Annotated in this window: 20 protein-coding genes and 3 pseudogenes; 14 read left to right on the forward strand and 9 right to left on the reverse strand. The window is 55.6% G+C overall.

Annotated features, from left to right (window positions below; genetic code table 11):
- Nucleotides 1–58 precede the first annotated feature (58 nt).
- The 3 genes and pseudogenes from ileS to ACZ1HF_RS14530 all read left to right on the forward strand — a co-directional run bounded on the left by ileS (nucleotide 59) and on the right by ACZ1HF_RS14530 (nucleotide 3,859).
- A pseudogene (gene ileS, locus ACZ1HF_RS14520) lies at nucleotides 59–2,964 on the forward strand (isoleucine--tRNA ligase).
- On the forward strand, nucleotides 2,961–3,407 hold the full coding sequence (locus tag ACZ1HF_RS14525; RefSeq protein WP_472658182.1) for a PaaI family thioesterase: 447 nt from the start codon (nucleotides 2,961–2,963) through the stop codon (nucleotides 3,405–3,407). Before ileS ends, ACZ1HF_RS14525 begins: the two are co-directional and overlap by 4 nt.
- Nucleotides 3,404–3,859, forward strand: coding sequence for a methylated-DNA--[protein]-cysteine S-methyltransferase (locus ACZ1HF_RS14530; RefSeq protein ID WP_472658183.1), 456 nt, complete (start codon nucleotides 3,404–3,406; stop codon nucleotides 3,857–3,859). The genes ACZ1HF_RS14525 and ACZ1HF_RS14530 overlap by 4 nt, the downstream gene beginning before the upstream one ends.
- On the opposite strand, the gene ACZ1HF_RS14535 is transcribed toward ACZ1HF_RS14530, so the two are convergent.
- A complete protein-coding gene (locus ACZ1HF_RS14535) occupies nucleotides 3,856–4,560 on the reverse strand; it encodes a CDP-alcohol phosphatidyltransferase family protein (RefSeq protein WP_472658184.1) in 705 nt (234 codons plus the stop codon). The genes ACZ1HF_RS14530 and ACZ1HF_RS14535 overlap by 4 nt on opposite strands.
- A gap of 179 nt (nucleotides 4,561–4,739) precedes the next feature.
- Between ACZ1HF_RS14535 and ACZ1HF_RS14540 the strand changes: the two genes are divergently transcribed.
- Nucleotides 4,740–5,120 (forward strand): GFA family protein, encoded by a 381-nt coding sequence (locus ACZ1HF_RS14540; protein ID WP_472658185.1) that lies wholly within the window; start codon nucleotides 4,740–4,742, stop codon nucleotides 5,118–5,120.
- 68 nt (nucleotides 5,121–5,188) lie between these two features.
- Here ACZ1HF_RS14540 and ACZ1HF_RS14545 read toward each other — a convergent pair whose 3' ends face one another.
- From ACZ1HF_RS14545 to fsa, 6 genes are all read right to left on the reverse strand, one after another.
- Nucleotides 5,189–5,776, reverse strand: a complete 588-nt coding sequence (locus ACZ1HF_RS14545) for a cytochrome P460 family protein (RefSeq protein WP_472658186.1) — start codon at nucleotides 5,774–5,776, stop codon at nucleotides 5,189–5,191.
- A gap of 151 nt (nucleotides 5,777–5,927) precedes the next feature.
- A complete protein-coding gene (locus ACZ1HF_RS14550; RefSeq protein ID WP_472658187.1) occupies nucleotides 5,928–6,854 on the reverse strand; it encodes a tyrosine recombinase XerC in 927 nt (308 codons plus the stop codon).
- Complete coding sequence (locus ACZ1HF_RS14555; protein ID WP_472658188.1) at nucleotides 6,851–7,549, reverse strand: DUF484 family protein; 699 nt, start codon at nucleotides 7,547–7,549, stop codon at nucleotides 6,851–6,853. The genes ACZ1HF_RS14550 and ACZ1HF_RS14555 overlap by 4 nt, the downstream gene beginning before the upstream one ends.
- 187 nt (nucleotides 7,550–7,736) lie before the next feature.
- Nucleotides 7,737–9,473 carry a vanadium-dependent haloperoxidase gene (locus ACZ1HF_RS14560; RefSeq protein ID WP_472658189.1) on the reverse strand — a complete coding sequence of 579 codons (1,737 nt, stop codon included), beginning with the start codon at nucleotides 9,471–9,473 and terminating at the stop codon, nucleotides 7,737–7,739.
- A 160-nt stretch (nucleotides 9,474–9,633) separates the two neighbouring features.
- Nucleotides 9,634–10,131, reverse strand: coding sequence for a thioredoxin domain-containing protein (locus ACZ1HF_RS14565; RefSeq protein WP_472658190.1), 498 nt, complete (start codon nucleotides 10,129–10,131; stop codon nucleotides 9,634–9,636).
- A gap of 79 nt (nucleotides 10,132–10,210) precedes the next feature.
- Nucleotides 10,211–10,864 carry a fructose-6-phosphate aldolase gene (gene fsa / locus ACZ1HF_RS14570; RefSeq protein ID WP_472658191.1) on the reverse strand — a complete coding sequence of 218 codons (654 nt, stop codon included), beginning with the start codon at nucleotides 10,862–10,864 and terminating at the stop codon, nucleotides 10,211–10,213.
- A gap of 36 nt (nucleotides 10,865–10,900) precedes the next feature.
- On the opposite strand from fsa, the gene ACZ1HF_RS14575 reads away from it, so the two are divergent.
- The 4 genes from ACZ1HF_RS14575 (at nucleotide 10,901) to ACZ1HF_RS14590 (ending at nucleotide 16,066) form a co-directional block, all read left to right on the forward strand.
- Nucleotides 10,901–13,105, forward strand: a complete 2,205-nt coding sequence (locus ACZ1HF_RS14575) for a primosomal protein N' (RefSeq protein WP_472658192.1) — start codon at nucleotides 10,901–10,903, stop codon at nucleotides 13,103–13,105.
- 102 nt (nucleotides 13,106–13,207) lie between these two features.
- The gene (hisC, locus tag ACZ1HF_RS14580) at nucleotides 13,208–14,290 is read left to right on the forward strand and encodes a histidinol-phosphate transaminase (RefSeq protein ID WP_472658193.1); all 1,083 of its coding nucleotides are present in this window, start codon (nucleotides 13,208–13,210) and stop codon (nucleotides 14,288–14,290) included.
- The gene (locus ACZ1HF_RS14585; RefSeq protein ID WP_472658194.1) at nucleotides 14,287–15,201 is read left to right on the forward strand and encodes a prephenate/arogenate dehydrogenase family protein; all 915 of its coding nucleotides are present in this window, start codon (nucleotides 14,287–14,289) and stop codon (nucleotides 15,199–15,201) included. Before hisC ends, ACZ1HF_RS14585 begins: the two co-directional genes overlap by 4 nt.
- 1 nt (nucleotide 15,202) lies before the next feature.
- Nucleotides 15,203–16,066: an extensin-like domain-containing protein gene (locus ACZ1HF_RS14590; RefSeq protein WP_472658195.1), complete on the forward strand. Its 864-nt coding sequence runs from the start codon at nucleotides 15,203–15,205 to the stop codon at nucleotides 16,064–16,066.
- Here the strand turns inward: ACZ1HF_RS14590 and ACZ1HF_RS14595 are convergent.
- Nucleotides 16,063–17,063 (reverse strand): annotated as a pseudogene (locus ACZ1HF_RS14595) (DUF2125 domain-containing protein). The gene ACZ1HF_RS14590 and the pseudogene ACZ1HF_RS14595 sit on opposite strands and share 4 nt — an antisense overlap.
- A gap of 78 nt (nucleotides 17,064–17,141) precedes the next feature.
- Here ACZ1HF_RS14595 and ACZ1HF_RS14600 point away from each other — a divergent pair.
- The 3 genes from ACZ1HF_RS14600 to ACZ1HF_RS14610 all read left to right on the forward strand — a co-directional run bounded on the left by ACZ1HF_RS14600 (nucleotide 17,142) and on the right by ACZ1HF_RS14610 (nucleotide 20,585).
- Nucleotides 17,142–17,681: a gamma-glutamylcyclotransferase gene (locus tag ACZ1HF_RS14600; protein WP_472659058.1), complete on the forward strand. Its 540-nt coding sequence runs from the start codon at nucleotides 17,142–17,144 to the stop codon at nucleotides 17,679–17,681.
- Between the two features lie 75 nt (nucleotides 17,682–17,756).
- Nucleotides 17,757–18,926, forward strand: coding sequence for a biopolymer transporter ExbB (locus ACZ1HF_RS14605; RefSeq protein ID WP_472658196.1), 1,170 nt, complete (start codon nucleotides 17,757–17,759; stop codon nucleotides 18,924–18,926).
- Between the two features lie 3 nt (nucleotides 18,927–18,929).
- Nucleotides 18,930–20,585, forward strand: a complete 1,656-nt coding sequence (locus ACZ1HF_RS14610) for a peptidoglycan -binding protein (RefSeq protein WP_472658197.1) — start codon at nucleotides 18,930–18,932, stop codon at nucleotides 20,583–20,585.
- Nucleotides 20,586–20,635: 50 nt separating this feature from the next.
- Here ACZ1HF_RS14610 and clpA read toward each other — a convergent pair whose 3' ends face one another.
- On the reverse strand, nucleotides 20,636–22,969 hold the full coding sequence (gene clpA, locus ACZ1HF_RS14615; protein ID WP_472658198.1) for an ATP-dependent Clp protease ATP-binding subunit ClpA: 2,334 nt from the start codon (nucleotides 22,967–22,969) through the stop codon (nucleotides 20,636–20,638).
- Nucleotides 22,970–23,277: 308 nt separating this feature from the next.
- Between clpA and ACZ1HF_RS14620 the strand changes: the two are divergent.
- From ACZ1HF_RS14620 to atpA, 3 genes and pseudogenes are all read left to right on the forward strand, one after another.
- Nucleotides 23,278–24,034 (forward strand): annotated as a pseudogene (locus tag ACZ1HF_RS14620) (methyltransferase domain-containing protein).
- A gap of 235 nt (nucleotides 24,035–24,269) precedes the next feature.
- A complete protein-coding gene (locus tag ACZ1HF_RS14625; RefSeq protein ID WP_472658199.1) occupies nucleotides 24,270–24,830 on the forward strand; it encodes a F0F1 ATP synthase subunit delta in 561 nt (186 codons plus the stop codon).
- Nucleotides 24,830–26,368 carry a F0F1 ATP synthase subunit alpha gene (atpA, locus tag ACZ1HF_RS14630; RefSeq protein ID WP_472658200.1) on the forward strand — a complete coding sequence of 513 codons (1,539 nt, stop codon included), beginning with the start codon at nucleotides 24,830–24,832 and terminating at the stop codon, nucleotides 26,366–26,368. The genes ACZ1HF_RS14625 and atpA overlap by 1 nt, the downstream gene beginning before the upstream one ends.
- Nucleotides 26,369–26,377: the final 9 nt, after the last annotated feature.

Below are 26,377 nucleotides of genomic sequence, written 5' to 3' on the forward strand. Positions count from 1 at the left end.
TTGAGACCCTCGCACCGTTCCGCTTTATTTCCGACTATCTGACCTGAGGACGCTCCATATGTGCGCCGATACACCTGACTACAAATCTACCCTGAACCTGCCCGAAACCGATTTCCCCATGCGCGCTGGTCTGCCCAAGCGTGAGCCAGACTGGTTGGAGCGTTGGGAAAAGATCGGGGTCTATGACAAACTGCGCGAGAAAGAGGGGCGCACGCCCTTTACCCTGCATGACGGCCCCCCTATGCAAACGGGCATCTGCATATCGGCCACGCGTTGAACAAGATCCTGAAGGATATGGTGGTACGGTCCCAGCAGATGATGGGTCATGACGCCCGGTATATTCCCGGTTGGGATTGTCACGGTCTGCCGATTGAGTGGAAGATCGAAGAGAAATACCGCCAGAAAGGCCGCGATAAGGACGCGGTTGATGTCGTCGAATTCCGTCAGGAATGTCGCGATTTCGCTGCGGGTTGGGTGGATATTCAGCGCGAAGAATTCAAACGGTTGGGCGTCACAGGCAATTGGGATGATCCCTACCTGACGATGAACTTCCATGCGGAACGGGTCATTGCCGAGGAATTCCAGAAATTTCTGATGACCGGTGTGCTGTATCAGGGATCGAAGCCCGTGATGTGGTCGCCTATCGAGAAAACCGCCCTTGCCGAGGCCGAGGTGGAGTATCACGACAAGGAAAGCCCGACCATCTGGGTGAAATTCCGGGTGGTGAATACAGGCGATGTAACGCTTGATAATGCTTTTGTAGTGATCTGGACCACGACCCCTTGGACGATGCCGTCCAACAAGGCGGTCGTTTATGGAGAGGATATCTCCTATGGTCTTTATGAGATCACCGGACGTCCCGAGGAATGCTGGGCGCGGATCGGTGAGCGATACATTCTGTCTGACAAGCTGGCTGCCGATGTCTTGGCGAAAGCACGTCTGGACGATACGATGTATCGTCGCCTGTGTGATGTGAAGCCGGACGATCTGGCCAAGATCCAGCTTACCCATCCGCTGAAGGGGGCCGAAGGCGGCGATGGCGAATGGGATGACATCCGCGATTTCCGTGCCGCCGATTTTGTGACTGATGAAGAAGGCACCGGCTTTGTCCATTGTGCGCCGTCCCACGGGATGGAGGAGTTTGAGCTATACCGTGATCTGGGCATGCTTCAGCAGTTTATCACTTATAATGTCATGGAAGATGGGCGGTTCCGCGATGACCTGCCCTTCTTTGGCGGCAAGGCGATCCTTAAGCCCAATGGTAAAGAGGGCAATGCCAACACCGCGATCATCGACAAGCTGATCGAGGTCGGTGGCCTTCTGGCGCGTGGCAAGATCAAGCATAGCTATCCGCATTCCTGGCGTTCGAAAGCGCCGGTGATCTATCGCAACACGCCGCAATGGTTTGCGGCTGTCGACCGTCCGGTGGGCGACGGGCAGGATACCTATGGCAAAACCATCCGTGAACGGGCGTTGCGCAGTATTGATGAGCTGGTGACCTGGACGCCCAAGACCGGGCGCAACCGGCTACATTCAATGATCGAAGCGCGACCCGACTGGGTGCTGTCGCGGCAACGGGCCTGGGGTGTGCCTTTGACCTGCTTTACTAAGAAGGGCGCGCTGCCAACCGACGACGATTTCCTGCTGCGCAATGCCGAGGTCAACGCCCGTATTCTTGAGGCGTTCGAGGTTGAAGGCGCAGATGCTTGGTACAAGGACGGCGCGAAAGAGCGGTTCCTTGGCAATAGCGTCGACCCGGAAGACTACGATCAGGTTATGGATATTCTGGATGTGTGGTTCGATTCCGGCTCGACCCATGCGTTCACGTTGCGTGACCGGGCGGACGGGTCCGAGGATGGGTTGGCGGATCTCTATCTGGAAGGGACAGACCAGCATCGCGGGTGGTTCCATTCCTCGATGTTGCAGGCTTGCGGCACGATTGGTCGTGCACCCTATCGGGGCGTGCTGACCCATGGGTTCACGTTGGATGAGAAGGGCATGAAGATGTCCAAATCCATCGGAAATACTATCGTACCAGAGCAGATCGTGAAGCAATACGGTGCGGATATTTTGCGGCTTTGGGTGGCTCAGACGGACTACACGAATGACCAGCGGATCGGTCCGGAAATCCTGAAAGGAACCGCTGACAGCTACCGCCGTCTGCGCAACACGATGCGGTTCATGCTTGGCTCGCTCAGCGGGTTTTCCGAGACAGACCGGGTTGAGCCGCAGGATATGCCTGAGCTGGAACGCTGGGTGCTGCACAGGTTGGCTGAACTGGATCAGGTCGTGCGTGACGGCTATACGAAATACGATTTTCAGGGCGTATTTCAGGCTGTGTTTACCTTTGCGACGGTTGATCTTTCGGCGTTTTACTTCGATATCCGCAAAGATGCCTTGTATTGTGACGGCGATACAGCGCGACGCCGTGCGGCGCGCACGGTTCTGGATATTCTCTACCACCGCCTGACCACATGGCTTGCCCCGGTGCTGGTCTTCACAATGGAAGAGGTTTGGCTGGAACGCTTCCCCGGCGATGCGTCATCGGTGCATTTGCAGGATATCCCCGAAACGCCTGTCGCGTGGCGCGATGAGGCGCTGGCGACGAAATGGGCAACAGTCCGCCGTGTGCGCCGTGTGGTGACAGGTGCGTTGGAGGTGCAACGGACCGAGAAGGTGATCGGATCTTCGCTGGAAGCTGCACCGACGGTGTTTGTTGACGCGGATACGGCAGAGGTACTGAAGACGGTTGCGTTTGACGATATATGCATCACGTCAAGCATTCAGGTCTCAACGGATGCTGGCCCCGCTGAGGCTTTCACGTTGGATGACGCCAAAGGTATCGCAGCAGTGTTTGCCAAAGCCGATGGCGAGAAATGCCAGCGTTGTTGGAAGATTTTGCCGGATGTTGGGACGCATGCGCATTCAGGTGTATGCGGAAGATGTGATGAAGCATTGGGGTGATCTTGTTGCAGCCGCGTAATCCTGATTTCGACAAAAGGGCACGTGCGAGTTTCGCGGAACAAGACGTGATGGGTGCGCTTGGTATCGTACTGGCTGAACTGGAACCGGGACGGGTTGTACTGGAGATGCCGTTTCGTGACGACTTGACGCAGCAGCATGGCTTCATGCATGCGGGCATCGTGACAACGGCGCTTGATAGCGCTTGCGGCTATGCGGCCTTCACCTTGATGGAACCGGCGGCCGAAGTGCTGACGGTAGAGTTCAAATCCAGCTTCCTTGCTCCGGCGAAGGGCACACGGTTCCGCTTTGTGGGCGAGGTGGTCAAGTCAGGACGGACGCTAACCTTTGTGCAGGGGCACGCTTATGCGGTGAGCTCGGATGCGCAGGTTCTGGTCTCGACCATGAGCGCTACCATGATGGCTGTCACTGGTCGCGCGTTATGAAGGCTGCGAGCCTGAACAGCCCAGTGGGGCCTCTGACCATCTGGGAAGATGCGGGCAGCATCACGCGGCTTGAATGGGGAAAATCCGACGAAACGACAGAGACACTGCTTCTGTGTGATACGGTTCGAAAGCTGAAGCTTTATTTCAGCGGGGCGCTGGAAAATTTTTCAGCCCCGCTGGCGCCCGGCGGGACGGCATTTCAGGAAAAATTTTATGCAGCGCTTTGTGCGATCCCTTACGGGGAAACACGAACCTATGGCGATATCGCGCAGGATCTTGACGTCAGCGCGCAGGCTATCGGGCAGGCCTGTGGGGCAAATCCTATCCCTATTCTGATCCCCTGTCACAGGGTATTGGCCGCAAATGGGCTGGGCGGATTTTCCGGTGCAGGCGGGGTGGAAGCAAAGGTGGCCTTGCTCAAACTGGAAGGTGCTGCGTCTTTGTTGATCTAGCGCGCGGCCTTGCCGAAATCATAGATGATCTGCTGCGCAATCCCGGCAAATGTCAGATAGAGACTGGTCACAACCAATCCCCACAATGCCCATGCTTGAGGGTGAAAATCGACCCAGGCCGCCCAACCGGCGAAGAATGTCCAGCCTAAGGCCATGGGCAGGGTGACAGCGCGCCAGCGCTCGGTTCGGACAGGGTGGACAAATTTCAACGGTACGAACATTGCGATTGCCAGCACCGTCACCAAAGTCAGGCTGACCCAAAAACTGGGCTCAATCGCGAAGATCACCAAGACCAGCATATTCCAGCAGCCAGGAAAGCCAGAAAAGGAATTGTCTTTCGTTTTCATGCGCGTATCAGCAAAATACATGGCTGAAGTGAAGGTGATAACGATAATTGCAAACCAGCCTGTCCAACCATCCATGAGGCCCGATTTGAACAGGGCAAAGGCAGGGATGAACACATAGGTCAGATAGTCGATGATTAGATCCAAAAGCACCCCGTCAAACTGCGGTGCGTTATTCTTGACGTCATATTTCCGCGCAAGCGGGCCGTCGATGCCGTCCACACCGAACGCCACAACAAGCCAAACGAACATGAGAGCCCATTTCTGCTCGACGGCAGCAAGCATGGCGAGCATTGCGAAGACGGCGCCGGTAGCAGTAAGGAGGTGAACGGAGAGGGCGCGCATCTGTGAAGTCATAAAACCGTCATGGCCCAAAGCAGCGGGTTTTGCAAAGAGAAAGCTGGCAGAAATATGCCTTAAGTGGTTTGATTGCCGGCTTATTCAAAGTGCATGGCCTTGCAGGGTAGCTCTGTCTTTGCATATCTCATGCGTATTCCATTTTGCCAAATCGAGTGAATTCTTGAAAGGAACAACGGATGCATAAAGGAAGCTGTCTATGTGGTGCGGTGAGTTTTGAAGTTGCTGGCGACCTTCCCGCTCCAAGTGCCTGCCATTGTTCACAATGCCGCAAGCACTCAGGGCATTTTGAAGTGTCCGTGGATGTGCCGCGCGATGTGGTGACAGTTCACGGTGAAGGGAACGTAACCTGGTATCAGTCATCCCAGAAGGTGCGGCGCGGATTTTGCACGACCTGCGGGTCGTCCTTGTTCTGGGATCCAGTTTTCAAGGATTGGACGGCCATCGCGATGGGCGCATTTGATACACCAACGCGCACGGCACTTGCGATGCATATCTTTGTTGCAGACAAGGGCGATTACTACGACATCACGGATGGGTTGCCGCAAAACCTTCAGTAGTTTTCTTTGCTGCCAAAAGAAAACCCCGGCGCGGGGCCGGGGTTTTTAAACTTCAGATTGGCGTGGGCTTAGTTCGACACACGCACTTCTTCCAGAGGATACCCAAGGCTATCCTGATCGGCCCAGCCTGAATGGCAGTCGTGGCAAAAGCTTTGCTTGACCTTCATAGGCTTGCCATTGGGCTGGATACCGCCATAGAGCCAGTCACCAGCGTCTGGTGCACCACCGGCTTCCAGTTTGGTCATCAGGAACAGTGGGCCAACTTTGGCTTCCTGTTTCTTGTTGATCGTGATGCTTTCCTTGGCAAGCACAGAGCCCACTGGCATAACAACGCCTTCTTCTTCGAATTTCAGATACTGCTCTGCTGCGATATCATTAGCGAATGTTTGTAGAAAGCGATTGCCGTGCGGTCCTGCAACGGCAGGGCGGGTCGAGGTGACGGTCCAGCTGCGGTAGGTGCTGCCAATTTCGTCGCCCTCTTTGGCGTAGCCTTCTGCCATGGCATCTTTGATGCAGTCATAAAGCGCGTTAACGCCCGCTTCTTCCAACTCGAACGGGTCTTCGACATCGATAGAGCAATCAGCAGCGGAAGCTGTGGTTGCAAAAACAGAACTGGTCAGAATAGCAGCGGCTGCAAAGCCAAGGCGAAAAGTCATGTGGTCTTCCTTCGGTGTGAATAAACATCATCGACAAAATGTCGCACCTTGTTCGCATAGCTGATCGGAAATGTGGTTAAAAAGTTTTACACAATGGCGTGAGGTTTTGTTGTGTTCCTGACATATACCCAGCTGCCTTTAAGGCAGTGTATCAACCGGTGGCGCGCGGGTGGGCACGGTCGTAAACTTCCATCAGGCGGACTGTGTCGACTGCGGTGTAGGCCTGTGTTGTGGACAAAGAGCTGTGACCCAGCAATTCTTGTATTGCGCGCAAATCGCCGCCAGCCTCCAGCAGATGTGTTGCAAAGGAATGGCGCATGGCGTGCGGTGTCGCTGTTGCTGGCATGCCAAGTTGCATCCGGGCGCTTTCCATGGCTTTGGCGATCAATCGTGAGCTGAGCGGCCCTCCGCGGGCGCCACGAAACAGGGCATCTTTTGGGGCCAGCTCGTAAGGTAAAAGTTTCACGTACTGCGCGACAGCATTACGGGCGGGATCGATAACGGGAACGATGCGCTCTTTACCGCCTTTGCCGATGATGCGCAGGACATCGGGCAAGGGCGTGTCCGCATAGGTCAGTGACAGAGCCTCGGAAATTCGCAATCCGCACCCATAAAGCAAGGTTACAACTGCCGTATCGCGGGCTGCAATCCAATCCTGACGAGCCTGCGTATCGACCATGTCGATCATGGCGCGCGCTGCGTCTTTGGCCAACGGGCGGGGCAGCTTTTTGTGAAATTTCGGGGCGCGGGTGGCCAATACGGCTGTGGCCTCGAACCCGTCGCGTTCTGCGAACCAGCGATAGAAGCTTTTCACTGCTGAAAGCTGCCGGGCAAGACTGCGCGCCGAAACGCCTCGGGATCGCTCGGATGCCATCCAGGACCGCATGTCGATCTGCTTGACCTGTCTCAACGGGGCAAGGCCGGTTGCCTCCCCAAGATGCTGGGCCAAAAAACTCAGGAAGCCTACAACATCATGGCGGTAGGCCTCGATTGTGTTGTCAGCGACATTGTCCAGCGCTTTGAGATGGGTCAGCCACGCCTCAAGCCTATCGCGTGCCGCGGGCGAAATCAGGCTCATGCCAGCCAGCGACGCAAGGTCCGTTCAAACACAGCGCCAAAGAACGCCAGAAGATCGGTGCCCTGACTGGGGCGGAACTGGCTTGGGTCTTCGGACCCTATCGCCAGTAGGGCGGGTAAGCGGCCTTCGCCAAGGTCAAGTTTCAGCAGCGCCTCGGATGAAATACGCGTAGCTGCGATGCCGTAGACATCTTCCGATGCCGGCGAGACCTGCCGCAGCGTTACGGGGCGGATCGCAATATCACGTCCAGCGCTGATGTAATGGTCGACCACGCCGGGTTCGACCACGGATAGGACAGCTTCGAACCCCAGACTATCGGGGCTGTCCTGACTTTCCAAAATCAGGCGTGTGCGGGAAACTTGTAAAATATCTGGTAATTCGCGCGTCAGGATGTTCAGGAACTGTGCGAAATCCGTAGGCTCTAAAATGCGTAAGGCAGCATTATGGACCATATGCATCCCGCTGATATTGTCGTAGGCAGCAGCGATGACCGTGCGGTGTGTGTCTTCTAGATGACCAAGCTGGCGTTCCAGACGATCCATGGCAATGCCACGCAGGTCAACGATATTGCCCCCCAGCGCGCGTTCATTCGCTGTGATAAGGGCTTTCATAAGATCTTGATCTTCAAGAATAACTTCTGGCTTTGAGATAATCTTTTCGCGCAACGCATCAAGCGTTTGGGCTTCACTGCTCATTTTCTGTCCTCATTTTTCGACGTCTTTTTTCTGACTATACTGCGGGACGCGCGGGATTTCATCCTCGCAGTTTCGCTTTTGCCAGATCTGATCCGCAGAGGACACAGTGAAGGGATTTGACTAAGGGACAGGCGGTTTTGCAGATGGCCCCTGCGCAGGTTTTCATCGTCTGCGCAGGGGCTTTTGTTTATCGGGCTCCGATGCGTATAGTCTCGCCATCAAATTTTGGCACAGACATCACAAATGGGTCGGTCGGGTAGCAGATCGCCTGTTCCTGCAGAAGTCCGATGGCGATTTCTTCCCCCATGCGCACGCTGTCATAATAGTCCGAGAAGAAATGTACCCCCGCCATATTGCGCCCGATAGAGATATTGGCAGCGAGCTTGTTCAGCTCACCTTCCAAGGTCAGCGGGCAATCCGGTTCATGAGGGGACAGCATGCAGCCGGTTGCATCGGCCTGATAGGCAATGGGCGTATCCCCTGTTTCTGGGTGGCGGAAAGCGGCATTGCCGCCTCTGTTTGTCAAAACAGTACCGGTGTCGAAGAAGGCTTTCAGCACGGTAACGCAAGCCCCGGCAACGGTCGCATGACCTGCAGCATAGGATGGGTGCATTGGTGAGCCTTCCGCGTAGGCCATAGGCAGAAGCGCATTGTTCTTGCCGGGGTTCTTTTTGCAAATCTCTTGCACTGTTGGATCAATGCCCGCGCGTGTTGCGGCAAGATCACCGCAAAATTGCGGATAGTGCGTCTCAAGATGATCAGTCTTGTGGATGCGCGCGGCCAACACCTCGGGGCGCGCCCGGATATGGGTGTTGAACTTCTGGAACCGCGCGGCCTTCAGCGCTCGCGTTGCGACCTCGGTGACAAGGGTCAGAATATGCGGCCCCCCATAAAGCGCGAAACCGCCAGCATTCAATTGCCGTTTGTTTGACCCATCCCCGGCTGCGAAGCCATCGCGCATCCCGGCAACATTTGAAAACGCAGGATCAAACGGTGTCTTCATGCCCAACAGGATCAGGCAAGCGTTCAAGTAAGCTTCATAAAGCGCGTCGAAATGCACATATGTCGCCAAATCGCGTGGGGTACGGATAAAGGTCCGTTGATCGGAGACGAATTCCTGACCGGGCGAACCGTCGTTGACATCACACCCTTGCTGAACTTTGTGCCAATCTGTCCAGGTAGTCATAAAATCAATCTGTTTTGCTTTGGGCAGCTTCTGGCAGATCGTCAGCGCGCCGTAGCCAATATTTCCCGCAACATGCGTATCCGTACCGCCAAGTGCATTGTTACCCAGAAGCAGGAATTGCGAGACGTAAGGCCCAACCTCGACCCCGCGCGAAGACCCACGGAAGGCGGTCTGAGCCGTGATCGTTTTGCCGTCCGCCTTGCGTGGTCGCACGGGGAAGCCATCTTGCGCGTAGGCATATCCATTGAGACGGTCGACCGAAGCTTGCACGGTGGCGCTGCCTGTGGTCGAGAAGTTTTCCAGTGGCTCGTCGCGTAAAAGAGCCAATTCATAGACCTCGGCCATCTCAAAAGAAAGCTCGTCCGAGCCAAGGGCAGGAGCAGGCGCCATGGTCACGGCCTGACAGTCGGGGCCTTCCAGATCATAGGCCGTGCCTGCGGTCGGGGCTTCCCATAATCGACGCTTAGGCTCGCAGGCTGGCACTGGCACGCGGTTGGTGAAAGCGTCTATATGGCCCGCATCAATTGCTTCACGGAACGCTTTGAAGTGGTCAGCCTCCTTGATCAACCCGGTTGTATCGTCGTGATCGAGCCCCTTGGTGAAACTCAGCGCGTATTTTGCGCCTGAGAACTTCTGCTCATCACCATTGGCAAGATGGTTGGGGTGTTCCCGATCCCGCGCCATTTCAGCGGCGGCGGTTCGGGCTATGAAAGATTGCTGTCTTCTGTTTACAGCCATGGAAATTTCCTCTCAAAATTACTTGTTAAACATCCGGCACAACAGTGCCGGCCACCTCAACACGAGGCGGATACCTTTTGATGAAAGAGAAAAGGTTCTTATTGATTGCAGGCGCGGCGTGAGCCGTGCGTTATATTGCCGTTAAACAACTGATAATAATTTAATTAACGCGACGATCAGCCTTGATATGGGCGTCGAAAGCTTCGCGCAATTCATACGCTTGACGGACGCCATTTAGCACTTCGCGTACATTACCACGGCTGTCAAACAGCATCAGTGTGACATGGGGCTGGCCATGGAAGTTGGCGAAACTCTGACCTTCGGGCGTGCGGATATTAGCGACCACATAGTCGATATCGTCTTCCTCAAAATTACCCAGAGCTTTGCGGGCTTGCCGTTGCAAAGTGGTGCAAAGTTGACATTGGGGATCATGGATTTGCACAACCGAAGGCCGACCCTGACCAATGCGGGACAGGTCGTGCTCGAACATCGTGGCCCGAACTGCGCGCACACTAAACACCCCAACCCCAGCTAGAGCAACGCTACCAATGGCGACATTGCGCAGCAGTTTGCGTCGGTCAAACGACTCTGGCTCGGCCGTCTGGGTGACGGTCTTGCGCTTGGCTTTCTGATTGCCGCGGTTGCGTTGCTTCTTCATAGGTCTTCCCTCTGCCGCGCAAGGGTAGTTGAGCCAGCCGGATTCACAAACCCCCTCAGGGCGTCACGTTTCTGTGAGGTCAGAGGATTTTCTGACCCGTTTTGGCCCAATCCGCCATAAACGCCGCAAGGCCTTTATCCGTCAGGACGTGGTTTGCCATTTGCTTGATCACGCCCGGAGGTGCAGTTGCGACATCTGCGCCGATCTTGGCGGCGTCGGACATATGGTTTACGCTGCGGATCGAGGCCGCCAAAATTTGCGTCTCGAAACCATAATTGTCGTAAATCTCCCGGATATCTGCGATCAGCTCCATGCCGTCCAAGTTGAGGTCATCCAACCGCCCAATAAAGGGAGAGATGAACGTGGCGCCCGCCTTGGCGGCTAATAGCGCTTGGTTGGCAGAGAAGCACAATGTCACGTTGACCATGTTGCCTTCATTCGTCAGTACATTGCAGGCTTTAAGACCAGCCCAAGTGAGTGGAACTTTCACAGCAATGTTGTCAGCAATTTTAGCCAGCTTGCGGCCCTCGGCGATCATGTCATCGGCCTCTGTTGCGACGACCTCGGCCGAGACAGGGCCATCTACCAGATCACAAATTTCTTTTGTGACTTCCAGAATATCGCGGCCTGATTTCATGATCAGGGATGGGTTGGTGGTCACGCCATCTACCATTCCAAGGTCATTGAGTTCCTTGATGGCGTCGATCTCGGCGGTGTCTACGAAGAATTTCATGGCTTGCTCCTGTGTCGGTTGGGGCTGGTGTAACGCATGTCGTGGAGGCCCGGAAGTGTGAGTGCGGGGTTTTTTCACGAGGGTGAGCTGGTTGGCGTGCTGACCACGCAACCGTTGGACCGGGTGCTGGACTACAAAGCACCGGAAGGTGGGTGCTTTGAAGGCGCTTTTGTTGAGGTGCCTTTGGGGCCGCGCAAAGTACTGGGTGTGATCTGGGGGTCGGGGCGCGGGGATTGGGATATCTCCAAAGTGCGGTCGGTCATTCGGGTGCTGGATGTGCCGCCAATGCGTGAGGACATGCGAGAGTTCCTGATGAAGGCGGGGGCTTACACGTTGACGTCGATGCCTGCGATGTTGCGGTTGGCAACGCGCGCACCGGGGTTGGGGGATCCGCCGTCGATGCGCAAGATTTACAAACTGGGCCACGGTGAGGTGGACCGCATGACGCCTGCCCGCGAGAAAGTACTGGCGGTGCTGGAAGAGTTTGCCGATCAGGTGTTTACCTTGAAAGAACTGGCTGAACAGGCCGGGGTTGGCGCATCGGTGATCAAGGGGCTGGTGGCAAAGGATGCGGTGTTTGAGCAGGATACGCCGCGTGACACACCTTTCGCGCGGCTTGACCCCAACCTGCCGGGCAAAGAGTTGACCGAAGATCAGGCCAGTGCTGTGGCGCGCTTGAGCCAGGGGAATGGCTACGCGACGACCTTGCTTAAGGGTGTGACCGGGTCTGGCAAAACGGAAGTGTATCTGGAGGCAGTTGCCGCCTGTCTGCGTGCCGGACGACAAGCATTGGTGTTATTGCCCGAGATTGCGCTGACCTCAGAATTTTTGACCCGTGTGAAAGCGCGATTTGGCGCAAAGCCTGCGGAATGGCATTCTGGCGTCACCATGACCGAGCGTCGCCGGGTTTGGCGCATGGTCGGCGAAGGTGGCGCACAACTGGTGGTCGGCGCGCGGTCGGCGCTGTTTTTACCATATCGCGATCTGGGGCTGATCGTCGTGGATGAAGAACACGACACATCCTACAAGCAGGAAGATGGCGTGTTGTACAACGCCCGCGATATGGCCGTGTTAAGGGCCTCTGTCTGTGCGGCGCGTGTGGTGCTGGCGTCGGCCACACCGTCGCTGGAAAGCTGGGCCAATGCGGAGGCCGGGAAGTACCAACGGCTTGAACTGACCTCACGCTTTGGGGCGGCGGTGCTGCCGGATATGCGCGCGATAGATATGCGCAGCGAGGATTTGCCGGGGTCGCGCTGGGTGTCGCCAAGCTTGCAGCATGAGATCTCGGCGCGGGTGGCTGTAGGGGAACAATCGCTGATTTTCCTAAATCGCCGGGGCTATGCGCCGGTGACGCTGTGCCGGGCATGCGGGCATCAGATTGGCTGTGAGCACTGCGATGCGCGCATGGTTGAGCATCGATTTTTGAAGCGTCTCATGTGCCATCAATGCGGTGAGACGAAACCGATGCCGACGATCTGTCCCTCTTGCGGTGCCGAAGACCGATTGGCCCCAGTTGGGCCAGGCGTTGAACGGATGGGCGAGGAGGTCTCTGCGCTGTTCCCAGAGGCGCGCGTGGCAGTTCTGTCGTCAGATTTGTATGGCACGGCGCGTCAGCTAAAGGCGCAGATTGAGGCGATTGCGGCGGGGGATGCAGATATCATCATTGGAACCCAACTGGTGGCAAAGGGGCATAACTTTCCCTTATTGACGTTGGTGGGTGTCATCGATGCGGACCTTGGACTTCAAGGGTCTGACCTGCGTGCTGCGGAACGGACGTTTCAACTTATGCGACAGGTTGCGGGTCGTGCCGGGCGGGCCGAGAAAAAGGGGTTGGCCCTGCTTCAGACATTTCAGCCCGAACATCCGGTGATCCGGGCTATCCTGAGTGGTGATGAAGAAGGATTTTGGGCCGCCGAAGCGGCTGAGCGGGAACAGACGGGGATGCCACCCTATGGCCGAATGGCCGGGATCGTCTTGTCGGGACCAGAGGTCGGTCCGGTGTTTGATCTGGGCAATCATCTGGCGCGCAATGATGCACCTTTGCGCAAGCTTGGCGCGCAGGTCTATGGCCCAGCACCGGCGCCCATTGCGCGTGTCCGCGGGCGGCACCGGGTCCGCTTGCTGGTGAAAGCCCCGAAAGGGGTGCCGTTGCAGGCTGCTTTGACGCAATGGGTGAAGGGGGTGAAGCTCAAAGGTGATTTACGGCTGGCCATAGATATCGATCCGCAGAGCTTTTACTGATGGAATGGATTTGAGTATTTTTCTCAAGACAAGCTGTGATGTCTTCCCAAGGACGCGAGCGAAAGCTAAAACCCATGGAACTTGGGGAACAGGATTGCTGTTATGACACTCACGCCGCAACCGGGCATTATGGATATTGCACTCTATCAGGGGGGCGCTGCGCATGTGCCGGGCGTGGCAGATGTGGTGAAGCTATCTTCGAACGAGAATCCGTTTGGCCCAAGCCCGCATGCGCTGGACGCGTTTCGCCAAGCTGCTGGGCAGTTGCATGTCTATCCGTCCACATCCCATGAAAGCCTGCGTACTGCGATTGGCGAGATTCAGGGGGTGGACCCGGCTCGCGTGATTTGTGGCGCCGGGTCGGACGAGATCATCTCGTTCCTGTGTTACGCCTATGCCGGGCCGGGGGATGAGGTTCTGCATACGGAACACGGGTTTGCGATGTACCGCATTTCGGCCCTGGCTGCCGGGGCGACACCTGTTGCCGCACCCGAGCGGGATCGCGTCACGGATGTGGATGCGTTGCTGGCGGCGTGTACAGACCGCACGCGGCTGGTGTTCATTGCGAATCCGAACAACCCTACCGGTACAATGATTTCTAACGCCGAGTTGGCCCGGCTGGCGGATGGTTTGCCGGAACAGGCTATGCTGGTGCTGGATGGGGCCTATGCAGAATATGTGGATGGCTACGATGCGGGTAAGGCCCTGATTGATGCGCGCGACAACGTCTTCATGACACGGACGTTTTCCAAGATTTATGGTCTGGGCGGTTTGCGCGTGGGATGGGGGTATGGGCCGCAACATATCATCGATACGCTGAACCGCATACGCGGGCCATTCAATTTGTCTGGCCCTGCACTGAAGGCGGCCGAGGCGGCAATGCGGGATGTGGCATATACAGATAAATGCCGATCCGAGAACGCGAGAATGCGCGCATGGCTGGCACATAAGCTGGCAGAACTGGGTCTGCCGTCTGATACATCGTCCGCCAATTTCATATTGGTGCGCCTTGCCGATACGGCGCAGGCAACGGCCTGTGATGCTTATTTGAAAAGCAAAGGCCTGATTGTGAGACCCGTGGCAAGCTATGGCTTGCCCCATTGTCTGCGCATTACAATGGGCGACGAGACTGCGTGCAAGCGTGTCGTCAATGCGATTGCAGCATTCATAGGTGATTTGTCATGAGCCTACTTTACAAACGCGTTGCGCTGATTGGGCTTGGGTTGATCGCCTCTTCGATAGCGCATGCCATTCGGCGCAGCGAACAGGTGGGTGAGGTCGTGGGATACGCGCGCTCTGAGGCAACGCGCGAGACTGCGCGTGAGATTGGTTTTTGTGACCAGATTGCCGAGACCCTTGTTGATGCGGTAAGCGGCGCTGATCTGGTGATACTTTGTGTGCCGATAGGGGCTATGGGACAGCTGGCTGCCGAAATCGCACCGCACTTGGCGCAAGGGGCGACCTTGTCGGATGTGGGGTCTACCAAACGGGCAGTGATCGAGGCGGTGCGACCCCATTTGTCGGAACATGTGCATTTCATCCCGGCGCATCCGCTTGCCGGGACGGAACAATCTGGGCCTCGTGCGGGCTTTGCCGAGTTGTTTGACAATCGTTGGTGCCTGCTCACGCCCTTGCCGGGTACAGATGAGGCGGCGAAGGACAAGCTGGTCGCATTCTGGCGCGCGCTGGGCTCGAATGTTGATGAGATGGACCCGGATCACCATGATCTGGTGTTGGCTGTTACATCCCATGCGCCGCACTTGATCGCGTACACAATGGTTGGTGTGGCGGATGATCTGGGGCGCGTGACTGATAGCGAGGTGGTGCAATACTCGGCGGCAGGGTTTCGGGATTTCACGCGGATTGCCGCCTCGGACCCGACCATGTGGCGTGATGTGTTCCTGAGCAATAAAGATGCGACGCTGGAAATCCTTGGTCGCTTTACCGAAGAGCTGTTCGCCCTACAACGTGCAATACGCACAGGGGATGGGGACCATTTACATGACTATTTTACCCGCACGCGTGCAATCCGGCGCGGGATCATCGAAGCGGGTCAGGATACAGACGCGCCGGACTTCGGACGTGGGCATGGTTGAAATGGGTAGACTATTCTTTCCGCTACTAATGTTGCTACTGCCTGTGTCCGGCTATGCGCAGACACCAACGCCGCGGCCTGTTGCTCAGGAAAATTCGCCAACACCTGCCATCAAACCTGTTGAACGCCCGTCCAAGGTAGCGCCGCAAAAGATCGCTGAGCCACAGCAGGCGGAGCCTGTGCAGCAACGGGTCAATCCGGTTTCGCCGTTGGCTGTTGCGCAATCTTTACGTCCGACGAAACGCACCCGCGCGCTGGAACGTCGGGCAGCACGGGCAATCCGCAGGGCAGAGCGTCGGGCGGCGCGGCAGGCGAGGACAGCGCCAAAAGTATCACGCTCGGTGGCAGGGTCTGTCTGTGGCGATCCGAGCATTCGCGGTAAGGTCATTCCAGCAATTCGCGGACGATCCGGCTGTGGTATCGCAAACCCGGTGCGCATTACAGAAATAGACGGGGTTGGCCTGACACAAGCCGCTAGTCTGGATTGTACGACTGCGAAAGCCCTGAAAAGCTGGGTTCAAAATGGGCTGAAACCGACAATTGGAAATCTGGGCGGTGGGGTTAAATCCCTGCGTGTTGCGGCGCATTATGCGTGCCGGACGCGTAACAACCAGAAGGGCACGCGTATTTCAGAGCATGGAAAAGGGCGGGCCATAGATATCTCGGCCATCAACCTTAATAATGGTCAGGAGATTACAGTACTGCGGGGATGGCGCAATTCTTCTCAGGGCAAGTTATTGCGACAGATGCATAAAAGCGCGTGCGGCCCATTTGGGACGGTGCTTGGGCCGAACTCTGATAGGTTTCACCAAGACCATTTTCACTTTGATACCGCGCGCTACAGGTCCGGAAGCTATTGTCGTTAACGTAGTGCAATGACAGGCGCGGGACCAATCGGAATAGGGCCGATATAGGTTGAGCCATTGGCAAAGCTCAGCGGGATGTCGATGCTTTTGGTGTTGCCTGATGCCTGCGCGACGAAGCTTAGACCTTTTTCGACTGCATTGGCCATGTCCGCATTCAGCGCACCCGCATCAACGGCCAGCTTCAGCATTTCACGCCAATTGCGGGCGTTGACCGCAAGGTTACCTTCGGGCAGGCCCGCGCTGTCGACTGTCATTGTGCCTTTGGCGCGCAGTTCAAGCTCCCCCATGTGCCGCGGGCTTCGTTTATCGACAAGGACGTGATGCCCGGCCGGGCATCTTCGATGACAAAGCGGTCTATGGGTTTGTCGAAGCCCACCTCAGCATCGAAACGGACGCCTTCGATCACGTCGGGCAGTTTGCCGCTTTGGTCAAGGATCGCGCGCAGCTCATCACCGGGGATCAGCGCGTTTGCCTCAAGCCCTATGTCATAGGTCAGCGGCTTACCTTCGGTCCCGCGTATTGCGGCGCGCAGGTTTTCAAATCCGGCTTCCCAGCCCGTATCCGAGACGAAACTGGCGGTGTCCATCACCAGATTGGCCTGATTAAGCTCAAGCGAGGTTTTGGGTTTGACCGTCAGGCTGGCCGTCATCTCTTCGGTTTCGATTGTGACCTTCTGATAGGGTGTCGCAAACACCTGAGAACTGGGCCACACGGCAATCATGTGATTTGGTTGGTAGCTGAGCAGAAAGACCTGAAAAAATGGGGCGACCCACGAAATGCCGGTATCGGGATCAGTCAGTTGTACCTCGGTGATGGTTGTATCGAAGCGGTTCGGAAAGCCAGCGACACCCAGATCGGCATATTCCACCTGCCAGCCCTCGGCACGGCGATCTTCCATCCATTTGGTCGCAGCGGTCTCGGTCGTGCCGGCGCCGATGAACCAGTAGCCCGACCAGAGCACTGCTGCCGTCAGGACAATTCTCAGAAGCCACCGCATCGTTGTTTTTCCTCTTTCAACCGTCTGGCTGTTCCTGTCTACAGAGTGTGTGAACTGAGGGCCAGACTGATGAATGAAATGCCGCTATGGGTTTTTGGATACGGATCGCTGGTCTGGGATCCGGGGTTTGATGTGGCCGAGCAGCAGATTGCGCGGTTGCATGACTACCACCGATCATTTTGCATGTGGTCTATTCATCACCGAGGTACGCAGGACGATCCGGGGCTGGTTCTGGCGCTTGATGCGGCAGAGGGGGCGTATTGCGACGGTGTCGCCTTGCGGGTGCCAGATGATCAGCGCGCCGATACACTGGCTTATCTGCGCGAACGAGAGCTGATTTCGTCAGCTTATCTGGAGCAGGTATGCCCGCTGCGCCTGCGGGATGGGCGGCAGGTCAAAGCCGTAACATATGTCATTGATCCTAACCACGTGCAGTATTGTGGTGGGTTGTCTCTGGAACATCAGGCGCAGGTTATTGCCAATGCGGTGGGTGGGCGTGGTCCGAATACCGAGTACCTGTTCAATACGACGTCGCATCTGGCCGAGATCGGTATCGGAGATTCCGATCTGGATTGGCTTGTTGCCCGTGTGCGTAGCCTTAGCGAAAGCCGGTTCTGACATTAGGCTTGGAAAAATACTAAGCCACACGTATTGTTCTGAAAAAGAAATAACGAGCGTCACAAGGGCAAGTTCATGGAATTCCCATTACGGGGCGACAGGCCGAAGTTTAGCCAGCCAGTTCGGCAGATTGTTTTGATGTTTGTCATACTTGGGCTGGTTGCTGCTGGCAGCTATCTGATTTACCCAAGTGTTGCCCCGGTCTTCTTGGCAAACCCCTATCTGAACGGTGTCATTCTAGCGGTGTTCGTGGTTGGCGTGATCGCGTGTTTCTGGCAGGTGTTCCAACTGACATCTTCGGTGTCGTGGATCGAGGCTTTTGCGAAAGAGGACGCGCAACAGCTTGGGCTGCATCCACCCCAGTTGATGGCGTCTCTGGCGGCTTTGCTCAGCTCACGCGGGGCGCTGCGCCAGATCGGTGCATCCTCGTCCAGAACCATCCTAGATTCAGTCGGCACCCGTATGGATGAGGCGCGTGATATCACGCGATATATCATCAACCTTTTGATTTTCCTGGGCCTTCTAGGGACATTCTATGGCTTGGCAACGACAATCCCCGGTGTGGTCGACACAATCCGGTCGCTGAATCCGCAGGAAGGGGAAAGCGGTGTTGAGGTCTTTGGCAAGCTGATGAACGGTCTTGAAGGGCAGCTTGCAGGCATGGGGACTGCGTTTGCATCATCCCTTTTGGGGTTGGCCGGTTCGTTGGTGGTTGGTTTGCTGGAACTGTTCGCGGGTCATGGTCAGAACCGTTTCTACCGTGAGCTGGAAGAATGGCTGAGCACTATTACGCGCGTTGGCTTTCTGTCCAGTGAAGCGGATGGTGGAGGCTTCGATCAGACCGCTGTGGCAACAGTTCTGGATCATATGGTCGAACAGATCGACAGCCTGCAGCTTTTGTTTACCGGATCAGAGGCAGGTCGTAAGGCCACAGAAGAAAAACTGGACATTCTGACAAGCACGCTTGGTAGTTTGACGGCCCGGCTTGAGACGACGGTAGAGACGACCCAAGCATTGAACCGGGTTGCGGATGGTCAGGAGCTTTTGATCGAGCATTTGGCACGGGTTCAGGAAGATGATGGCGTTGATCCTGAAAGCCGCATGCGCCTGCGTTCAATCGATACGCAGCTGACCAGGATACAGGAAGATATGGCATCGGGGCATAAGGAAAGCCTCACCGTTGTGCATGATGATCTGGTCAAGCTGATCAAGCTATTCGAACGACTGACCGTTGTGGTGGAGTAAGCTATGGCTCTGACGCGTCGCTCCGGACAAAGGTTTGAAGCCAACATCTGGCCCGGATTTGTTGATGCAATGACGGCGCTTTTGCTGGTTCTCGTGTTTGTGTTGTCAATCTTTATGATCGTGCAATTCATGTTACGCGAAACTATCACGAACCAGGACACAGAACTGGATGAGCTGAGCGCGCAGGTGCAAAGCCTGGCTGGTGCCTTGGGGCTGGAGCAGCAGAAAGGTGCCAATCTGGAAGACCAGATCGTGCAGTTGGATGGTGCCTTGCAAGAGCGGTTGACCCAGATCGAGCAGCAACAAGCTTTGATTTCGTCTCTGACAACACAGTCCGAACAGCAGGCAGGGCGGATCAGCAGCTTTGAAGAACAGGTGGCCGGGCTTCTGGCCGAACGCTCTGATTTGCAGGGGCAAGTGAGCACGCTAACTGAGGCGCGTGATGCGGCAACAAGCGAAAATACCGCCCTGAGCGCCCGTATAGAGGATATCGAGGCAGGCCTAGCCCGTGAAATCTCCGAGAAGGAAGCAGCGCAACTGGCCCTTGCCAAAGCACGGGACGAGATCGACATCACAACAGAAACCGCTCGGCTTGCTGCGGCGCGCCGGGATGCCTTGCAGGCGCTTGTGGCGGATTTAGAGGCCAAGAGCGATGCACAGGACAAAGCGTTATCCGATGCAGAAACCGCCAAGCTGGCTGATGCAGCAGCGGCAGAGGCTTTGCGCGAGAAGTTGAAGGATGCAGGCGCAGAACTAACTGCGATGACGCTCGCGCTGGAAAAACAACGGCAGGATGCCGAGGATACGCTAACATTGCTGGCAGCCGCGAATGCGGCGAAGGGTCAGTTGGATGAAGAGCTGAATGAGCTGAAAATCACCAGCCTGACCGAAGCGCAGAAACGCGATGCCCTTCTTGCGACAGCGCAAAGTCAACTATCGCAGGAAAAGGCGCTAAGTGCTGACAGCCTGCGTCAGGTTGAAGTGTTGAACCAGCAGGTTGCAACCTTGCGCTCTCAGCTTGGGTCTTTGCAGGGGCTTTTGGATGCGGCGCAGTCGCGCGATGAAGAGGCGGATGTCGAGATACAGGCGCTGGGCTCTCAGTTGAATGCTGCATTAGCGCAGGCAGCTTCTGAACAAAGGCGCCGTGCTGCGTTGGAAGAGGCCGAACGCAAGCGTCTGGAAGAAGAAGCGAGAGAGTTGGAGAATTATCGTTCCGAGTTCTTTGGTCGCTTGCGGGGGTTGCTGGGGGATCAGGAAGGGGTGCGTATAGAAGGCGACCGCTTTGTATTTTCATCCGAGGTGCTTTTCGACACGGCCCGCGCCGAGTTGTCGCCAGCCGGTCAGAGCGAGATTGCCAAAGTTGCCAGCATTCTGCAGAGCGTGGCCAATGATATACCGGACGAGCTGGATTGGGTGATCCGCGTAGACGGGCATACGGATAATCTGCCTCTGACCGGGCGCGGTCGCTACCGCGACAATTGGGAACTCAGTCAGGCACGCGCTTTGTCAGTGGTGCGCTATATGTCCGAAGAACTGGGTATTCCGGCGGACCGGTTAGCTGCGAACGGGTTCGGGGAATTCCAACCTATCAATGGCGAAGACACGCCCGAGGCGCGTGCCCAGAATCGCCGGATCGAGCTGAAACTGACCGAGAAATAAGAAAGCCCCCGTAACTGTCAGTTACGAGGGCTTTTTCAGCTTTGATACTTTTACTCTGCGGTTAGCAGAGGTGGTTTCTTGCGTGATGAGATGCGCGCATTCTCGGGTTCGAGAATTTTCAGATCAATCTTGCCATCCTTGATGCCGACCTTCACGACGCCGCCTTTGGCGAGTTTGCCAAACAGTAGTTCTTCGGCCAGCGGCTTCTTGATCTCTTCCTGAATGACCCGGCCCAGAGGGCGTGCACCCATACGTTCGTCATAGCCTTTCTCACCAAGCCATTCTGCTGCTTTTGGTGTCAGTTCGATTGTGACGTTGCGGTCCATCAATTGCGCTTCAAGCTGGAGCACAAACTTCTCGACCACGCGGTTGATGACATCTTTTGACAATGGGGCAAAGCTGATCACAGCATCCAGACGGTTCCGGAATTCGGGCGTGAAGATTCGCTCAATCGCAGCGGTATCCTCGCCCTCGCGCCGGTCGCGGCCAAACCCGATGGCGGCTTTCGCCATATCTGACGCCCCTGCATTGGATGTCATGATCAGGATCACGTTGCGGAAATCCGTTGTCCGTCCGTTGTGATCGGTCAACTTGCCGTGGTCCATCACTTGCAACAAGATGTTGTAGACATCCGGATGCGCTTTCTCGATTTCGTCCAGCAGCAGCACGCAATGAGGGTTCTGGTCCACGCCGTCGGTCAGCATCCCCCCTTGATCAAAGCCTACATAGCCCGGAGGTGCGCCAATGAGGCGGGAAACGGCGTGTTTTTCCATATATTCGGACATATCGAAGCGCATCAGCTCGACACCCAGCGTATCGGCAAGCTGTTTCGCAACTTCGGTTTTACCAACACCGGTTGGCCCCGCAAAAAGGTAATTGCCGATAGGCTTTTCTGGTTCACGCAGACCCGCACGGGCAAGTTTGATAGAAGATGCCAGAGCTTCAATCGCTTTGTCCTGACCAAAGACCTGACGCTTCAGGGCTTTCTCAAGATCTTTAAGTGTTTCAGCATCATCCTTTGACACAGTCTTCGGTGGGATGCGGGCAATCTTGGCCACGACCGACTCGATTTCCTTGATGCCAATCGTTTTACGACGCTTCGATTCGACAACCAGATGTTGCGCCGCTCCGGCTTCATCAATCACATCGATTGCCTTATCTGGCAATTTGCGGTCGTGAATATAGCGCGCAGACAGCTCCACTGCGGATTTGATCGCATCGGATGTATATTTTATCGCGTGGTGGTCCTCAAAATACGGCTTCAGCCCTTTCAGGATTTTCACAGCATCATCGACCGATGGTTCGGTCACATCGATTTTCTGGAACCGGCGGGACAGCGCGCGGTCTTTCTCAAAATGCTGACGGAATTCCTTATAGGTGGTTGAGCCCATGCAGCGCAGCTTGCCGCCTTGCAGGGCAGGCTTGAGCAGGTTGGATGCATCCATTGCGCCGCCAGATGTGGCGCCCGCACCGATGACCGTGTGGATTTCGTCAATGAACAGAACCGCATCAGGGTGATCTTCAAGTTCCGACATCACTGCTTTCAGCCGTTCCTCAAAATCACCACGGTAACGGGTGCCAGCCAGCAATGCGCCCATATCAAGCGAATAGATAGTGGCCGAGGCAAGAACCTCGGGCGTTTCGCCCTGAACAATCTTATGGGCCAGGCCTTCTGCAATAGCGGTTTTGCCCACGCCCGGATCCCCCACAAGAAGCGGGTTATTCTTGCGGCGGCGGCAGAGAACCTGAATACACCGCTCTACCTCGTGATCGCGGCCAATCAGCGGGTCCACGTCGCCTTTACGGGATTTCTCGTTCAGATCGACGCAGTATTTCGCCAGTGCAGTTTCTTTGGCGTCACTGTCTTCCCCGCCTGTCTCGATGGAGGGGTCATCTTCGAAATCTGTAGCGCCTGTGATCGGACGGGCTTCACCGAAATTGGGGTCTTTTGCCACGCCATGGGCGATGAAATTGACCGCGTCGTAACGGGTCATGTCCTGTTCCTGCAGGAAGAAAGCAGCGTTTGATTCGCGTTCTGCAAAGATGGCGACCAGCACATTTGCGCCAGTAACTTCGGTTCGACCTGAAGATTGCACATGAATTGCTGCGCGCTGTATGACGCGCTGGAAAGCTGCTGTAGGCACTGCCTCGGACCCGTCAACGTCTGTGACGAGCGTTGAAAGCTCTTCCTCGATAAATTCTGCCAGTGCGTTGCGCAAAACGTCCAGATCGACGCCGCACGCCTTCATGACCCTTGCCGCGTCGGGTTCATCCGTCAACGCGAACAGAAGGTGTTCCAGTGTGGCCAATTCGTGGCGATGCGAATTTGCTTGCGCAAGCGCTGAATGAATGGCTCGTTCAAGAGTGTCCGAAAATGATGGCACCCAAGTGCTCCTTATTTGTGAGGGCAGCTTCCGGGTCGAGGACCCGGTCACAACCATTGCCTCTGAGTCTTACAGTTCGGTTTAAAAAACAAATCTTCAAGTTATTTTTGATCACATTGACCGTGATCGGCAGATATTTTCACCTTATGAGCGATTTCTGGTGAAAATTAGGCATTGTTCAGAAAACTACCACTAATGTTTCTTTCAAGTCATATTTAATGCTGTACTTGAGTGGTTCAAGTGCCGGGAAAGCGTAGATAATTCCCGTCACTTCTCTATGATGTTTGAAAGCCCAAGGCAGTGTCCGCATGTATCTTGATGTACTTGATCTAAAGAGTTTTTACTATCGCACCCAGCTTGGGCGTGTTGCGCAGCGGGCGATTCTGGATCAGGTGAAAATGTTCTGGAATGACGCGGATGGGCAAACGCTGGCAGGATTCGGTTTTGCCGTGCCGCTTCTGCGGCCCTATATGGTCAATGCGCGGCGGGTTATTGCGCTTATGCCGGGTCCGCAAGGTGTGATGCATTGGCCTGCGGGTCAGGATAATGTGTCGGTTTTGTGCGAAGAGACACTATGGCCAATGCAATCGGGGCAGGCGGACAAGCTGATTGTGATGCATGGGCTTGAAACAAGTGAGAATCCATCGTCGCTGCTGGAAGAATGCTGGCGTGTTCTGGCACCGGGGGGGCGGGCTTTGTTCATTGTGCCAAACCGTGCGGGATTGTGGTCGCGGCGTGATGCCACGCCCTTTGGATTCTGGTCGTCCTTACTCTTTAAGCCAGCTTGAAGCGCAATTGGCGGCGCATTCTTTTGTACCGGAAGCACATCGTGCCGCGTTATTTGTCCCGCCAAGCGAGAAACGATTCTGGTTACGCTCGGCGCAAATGTGGGAGCGGATTGGCCAAAAGCTTTCGTCCCGATATGCAGGGGGGATCTTGTTGGTAGAGGCAAGTAAACAGGTTTATGCCCCTAAGAAAAAGGGCTTGAGGGCTCCGGTTCACGTGCCGCTGCGTGCACTTGAAGGCAACCCGGCCCCAGCGGCGGGGCGCGAAAGCTTGTTGTGACAAAGTTTGTATCGGGTCGACTAAATGGTTCCATTTTGGAAACTATTCCTGCTGAGATTTTAAATCCGGCATCAAAAGCAAAACAATTGATTTGAACCGTATTCCTTGTTGCGACATCGGCAGGGCTTTGATACATCACCGCTGATTTCGGGGGATGCGTTTTCGCGTGCCCCTTTGTATTGGCCGAAACTCTGCTATGTCAGGGCACAGGTCTCAAGTCATCGGAAGGGTGGACGTGTCCGAACCAATCTCGATCTCCACTGGCATCGCATCTCGCTATGCGACTGCTGTCTTCGAATTGGCCAAGGAAGGCAAAAAGCTGAAAGCGCTTGAAACAGATGTTGATGCGCTTGATGTGACCCTTTCCAACAGTGCTGATTTCAAATCTTTGATTTCGTCTCCGATTTATTCCGGGGATGATCAGGCGAAAGCAGTTTCGGCAATTGCTGCCAAGATGAAGCTATCGCCCATCGTGACAAACACGTTAAGCCTGATGGCCGCCAAACGACGTCTTTTCGTTTTGCCGCAACTTGTGTCGGAGCTTCGTAAGCTGATTGCCGACGAGAAGGGTGAAGTCACTGCCGAAGTGACTGCCGCGACGGCCCTGACGAAAGCACAACAAACAAAACTTGCTGAGACGCTAAAAGCGACTGTCGGCAAAGATGTGAAAATTAATATGGCCGTCGATGAGAGCCTCATTGGCGGTCTTGTTGTAAAAGTGGGTTCGAAGATGATCGACACATCGATCCGTTCGAAACTCGAATCCCTCCAGAATTCCATGAAAGAGGTCGGATAATGGCGATCGAAGCTGCAGAAATCTCTGCGATCCTGAAGGACCAGATCAAGAACTTTGGCAAAGAGACTGAAGTGGCCGAGGTTGGTCGCGTGCTGAGTGTTGGTGATGGTATTGCCCGCGTTTACGGTCTGGACAATGTACAAGCCGGTGAGATGGTCGAATTTCCGGGCGGCATCATGGGAATGGCGCTGAACCTGGAAAGCGACAATGTCGGCGTCGTTATTTTCGGCTCTGACCGGGACATCAAAGAAGGCGACACGGTAAAGCGCACGAATTCCATCGTGGATGTACCGACTGGCGAAGCGCTGCTTGGCCGTGTTGTTGATGCGCTTGGCAATCCGCTGGATGGCAAGGGCCCTATCAAGACCAAGACCCGCTCGGTTGCGGATGTTAAGGCACCGGGTATCATTCCACGTAAGTCGGTTCACGAGCCGATGGCAACGGGTCTGAAATCGGTAGATGCCATGATCCCGATTGGTCGTGGTCAGCGCGAGCTGATCATTGGCGACCGCCAAACCGGTAAAACCGCTGTGGCGCTGGATACGATCCTGAACCAGAAATCCTATAATGATGCAGCCGGCGATGACGAATCGAAAAAGCTGTATTGTGTCTATGTCGCTGTTGGGCAGAAACGCTCGACCGTGGCGCAGCTGGTGAAAAAGCTGGAAGAGACTGGTGCGATTGAATATTCGATCATCGTAGCCGCAACAGCGTCAGAACCTGCCCCGATGCAGTTTCTTGCACCATATGCGGCAACGGCCATGGCGGAATATTTCCGTGACAATGGCAAGCACGCCTTGATCGTTTACGATGACCTTTCCAAACAAGCTGTGGCGTATCGTCAGATGTCGTTGCTTCTGCGCCGTCCACCCGGCCGCGAAGCATACCCCGGTGACGTTTTCTATCTGCACTCACGCCTGCTGGAACGTTCGGCCAAGCTGAACGAAGATTTCGGGGCCGGGTCGTTGACCGCCCTGCCGATCATTGAAACCCAAGGCGGCGATGTGTCGGCCTTTATTCCAACCAATGTGATCTCGATCACGGACGGTCAGATTTTCCTTGAGACAGAGCTTTTCTATCAGGGTATCCGTCCTGCGGTGAATACAGGTCTGTCTGTGTCACGTGTTGGGTCATCTGCGCAAACCAACGCGATGAAATCCGTTGCCGGCCCAGTGAAGCTGGAATTGGCGCAGTACCGCGAGATGGCTGCGTTTGCTCAATTCGGCTCTGATCTGGATGCGGCGACTCAGCAATTGCTGAACCGTGGTGCCCGTCTGACCGAGCTGATGAAGCAGCCGCAATATTCGCCGCTGACCAATGCCGAGATCGTTTGTGTGATCTATGCGGGTACGAACGGATATCTCGACAAGATTGACGTGAAAGATGTGGGTCGCTTCGAGGCTGGCTTGCTGGCGCATCTGCGCAGCAAACACGCTGACTTGCTGACATATCTCACAACGGAAGATCCTAAGATCAAGGGCGAGGCTGAAGATAAGATCAAAGCCGCACTGGACGCATTCGCCGCAGACTTCGCATAAGGGGCCGGG

Source organism: Litoreibacter sp. GN1-5 (assembly GCF_055693805.1).

What these genes read in the sequence shown, in the direction of transcription:
- ACZ1HF_RS14530 (WP_472658183.1), top strand. Translation starts at nt 3,404, where the DNA reads ATGAAGGCTGCGAGCCTGAACAGCCCAGTGGGGCCTCTGACCATCTGG.
- ACZ1HF_RS14575 (WP_472658192.1), top strand. Translation starts at nt 10,901, where the DNA reads ATGTCGTGGAGGCCCGGAAGTGTGAGTGCGGGGTTTTTTCACGAGGGT.
- ACZ1HF_RS14565 (WP_472658190.1), bottom strand. Translation starts at nt 10,131, where the DNA reads ATGAAGAAGCAACGCAACCGCGGCAATCAGAAAGCCAAGCGCAAGACC.
- ACZ1HF_RS14545 (WP_472658186.1), bottom strand. Translation starts at nt 5,776, where the DNA reads ATGACTTTTCGCCTTGGCTTTGCAGCCGCTGCTATTCTGACCAGTTCT.
- ACZ1HF_RS14600 (WP_472659058.1), top strand. Translation starts at nt 17,142, where the DNA reads ATGCCGCTATGGGTTTTTGGATACGGATCGCTGGTCTGGGATCCGGGG.
- ACZ1HF_RS14610 (WP_472658197.1), top strand. Translation starts at nt 18,930, where the DNA reads ATGGCTCTGACGCGTCGCTCCGGACAAAGGTTTGAAGCCAACATCTGG.
- ACZ1HF_RS14555 (WP_472658188.1), bottom strand. Translation starts at nt 7,549, where the DNA reads ATGAGCAGTGAAGCCCAAACGCTTGATGCGTTGCGCGAAAAGATTATC.
- ACZ1HF_RS14585 (WP_472658194.1), top strand. Translation starts at nt 14,287, where the DNA reads ATGAGCCTACTTTACAAACGCGTTGCGCTGATTGGGCTTGGGTTGATC.
- atpA (WP_472658200.1), top strand. Translation starts at nt 24,830, where the DNA reads ATGGCGATCGAAGCTGCAGAAATCTCTGCGATCCTGAAGGACCAGATC.
- ACZ1HF_RS14605 (WP_472658196.1), top strand. Translation starts at nt 17,757, where the DNA reads ATGGAATTCCCATTACGGGGCGACAGGCCGAAGTTTAGCCAGCCAGTT.
- fsa (WP_472658191.1), bottom strand. Translation starts at nt 10,864, where the DNA reads ATGAAATTCTTCGTAGACACCGCCGAGATCGACGCCATCAAGGAACTC.
- ACZ1HF_RS14540 (WP_472658185.1), top strand. Translation starts at nt 4,740, where the DNA reads ATGCATAAAGGAAGCTGTCTATGTGGTGCGGTGAGTTTTGAAGTTGCT.
- hisC (WP_472658193.1), top strand. Translation starts at nt 13,208, where the DNA reads ATGACACTCACGCCGCAACCGGGCATTATGGATATTGCACTCTATCAG.
- ACZ1HF_RS14535 (WP_472658184.1), bottom strand. Translation starts at nt 4,560, where the DNA reads ATGACTTCACAGATGCGCGCCCTCTCCGTTCACCTCCTTACTGCTACC.
- ACZ1HF_RS14550 (WP_472658187.1), bottom strand. Translation starts at nt 6,854, where the DNA reads ATGAGCCTGATTTCGCCCGCGGCACGCGATAGGCTTGAGGCGTGGCTG.
- ACZ1HF_RS14560 (WP_472658189.1), bottom strand. Translation starts at nt 9,473, where the DNA reads ATGGCTGTAAACAGAAGACAGCAATCTTTCATAGCCCGAACCGCCGCC.
- ACZ1HF_RS14590 (WP_472658195.1), top strand. Translation starts at nt 15,203, where the DNA reads ATGGGTAGACTATTCTTTCCGCTACTAATGTTGCTACTGCCTGTGTCC.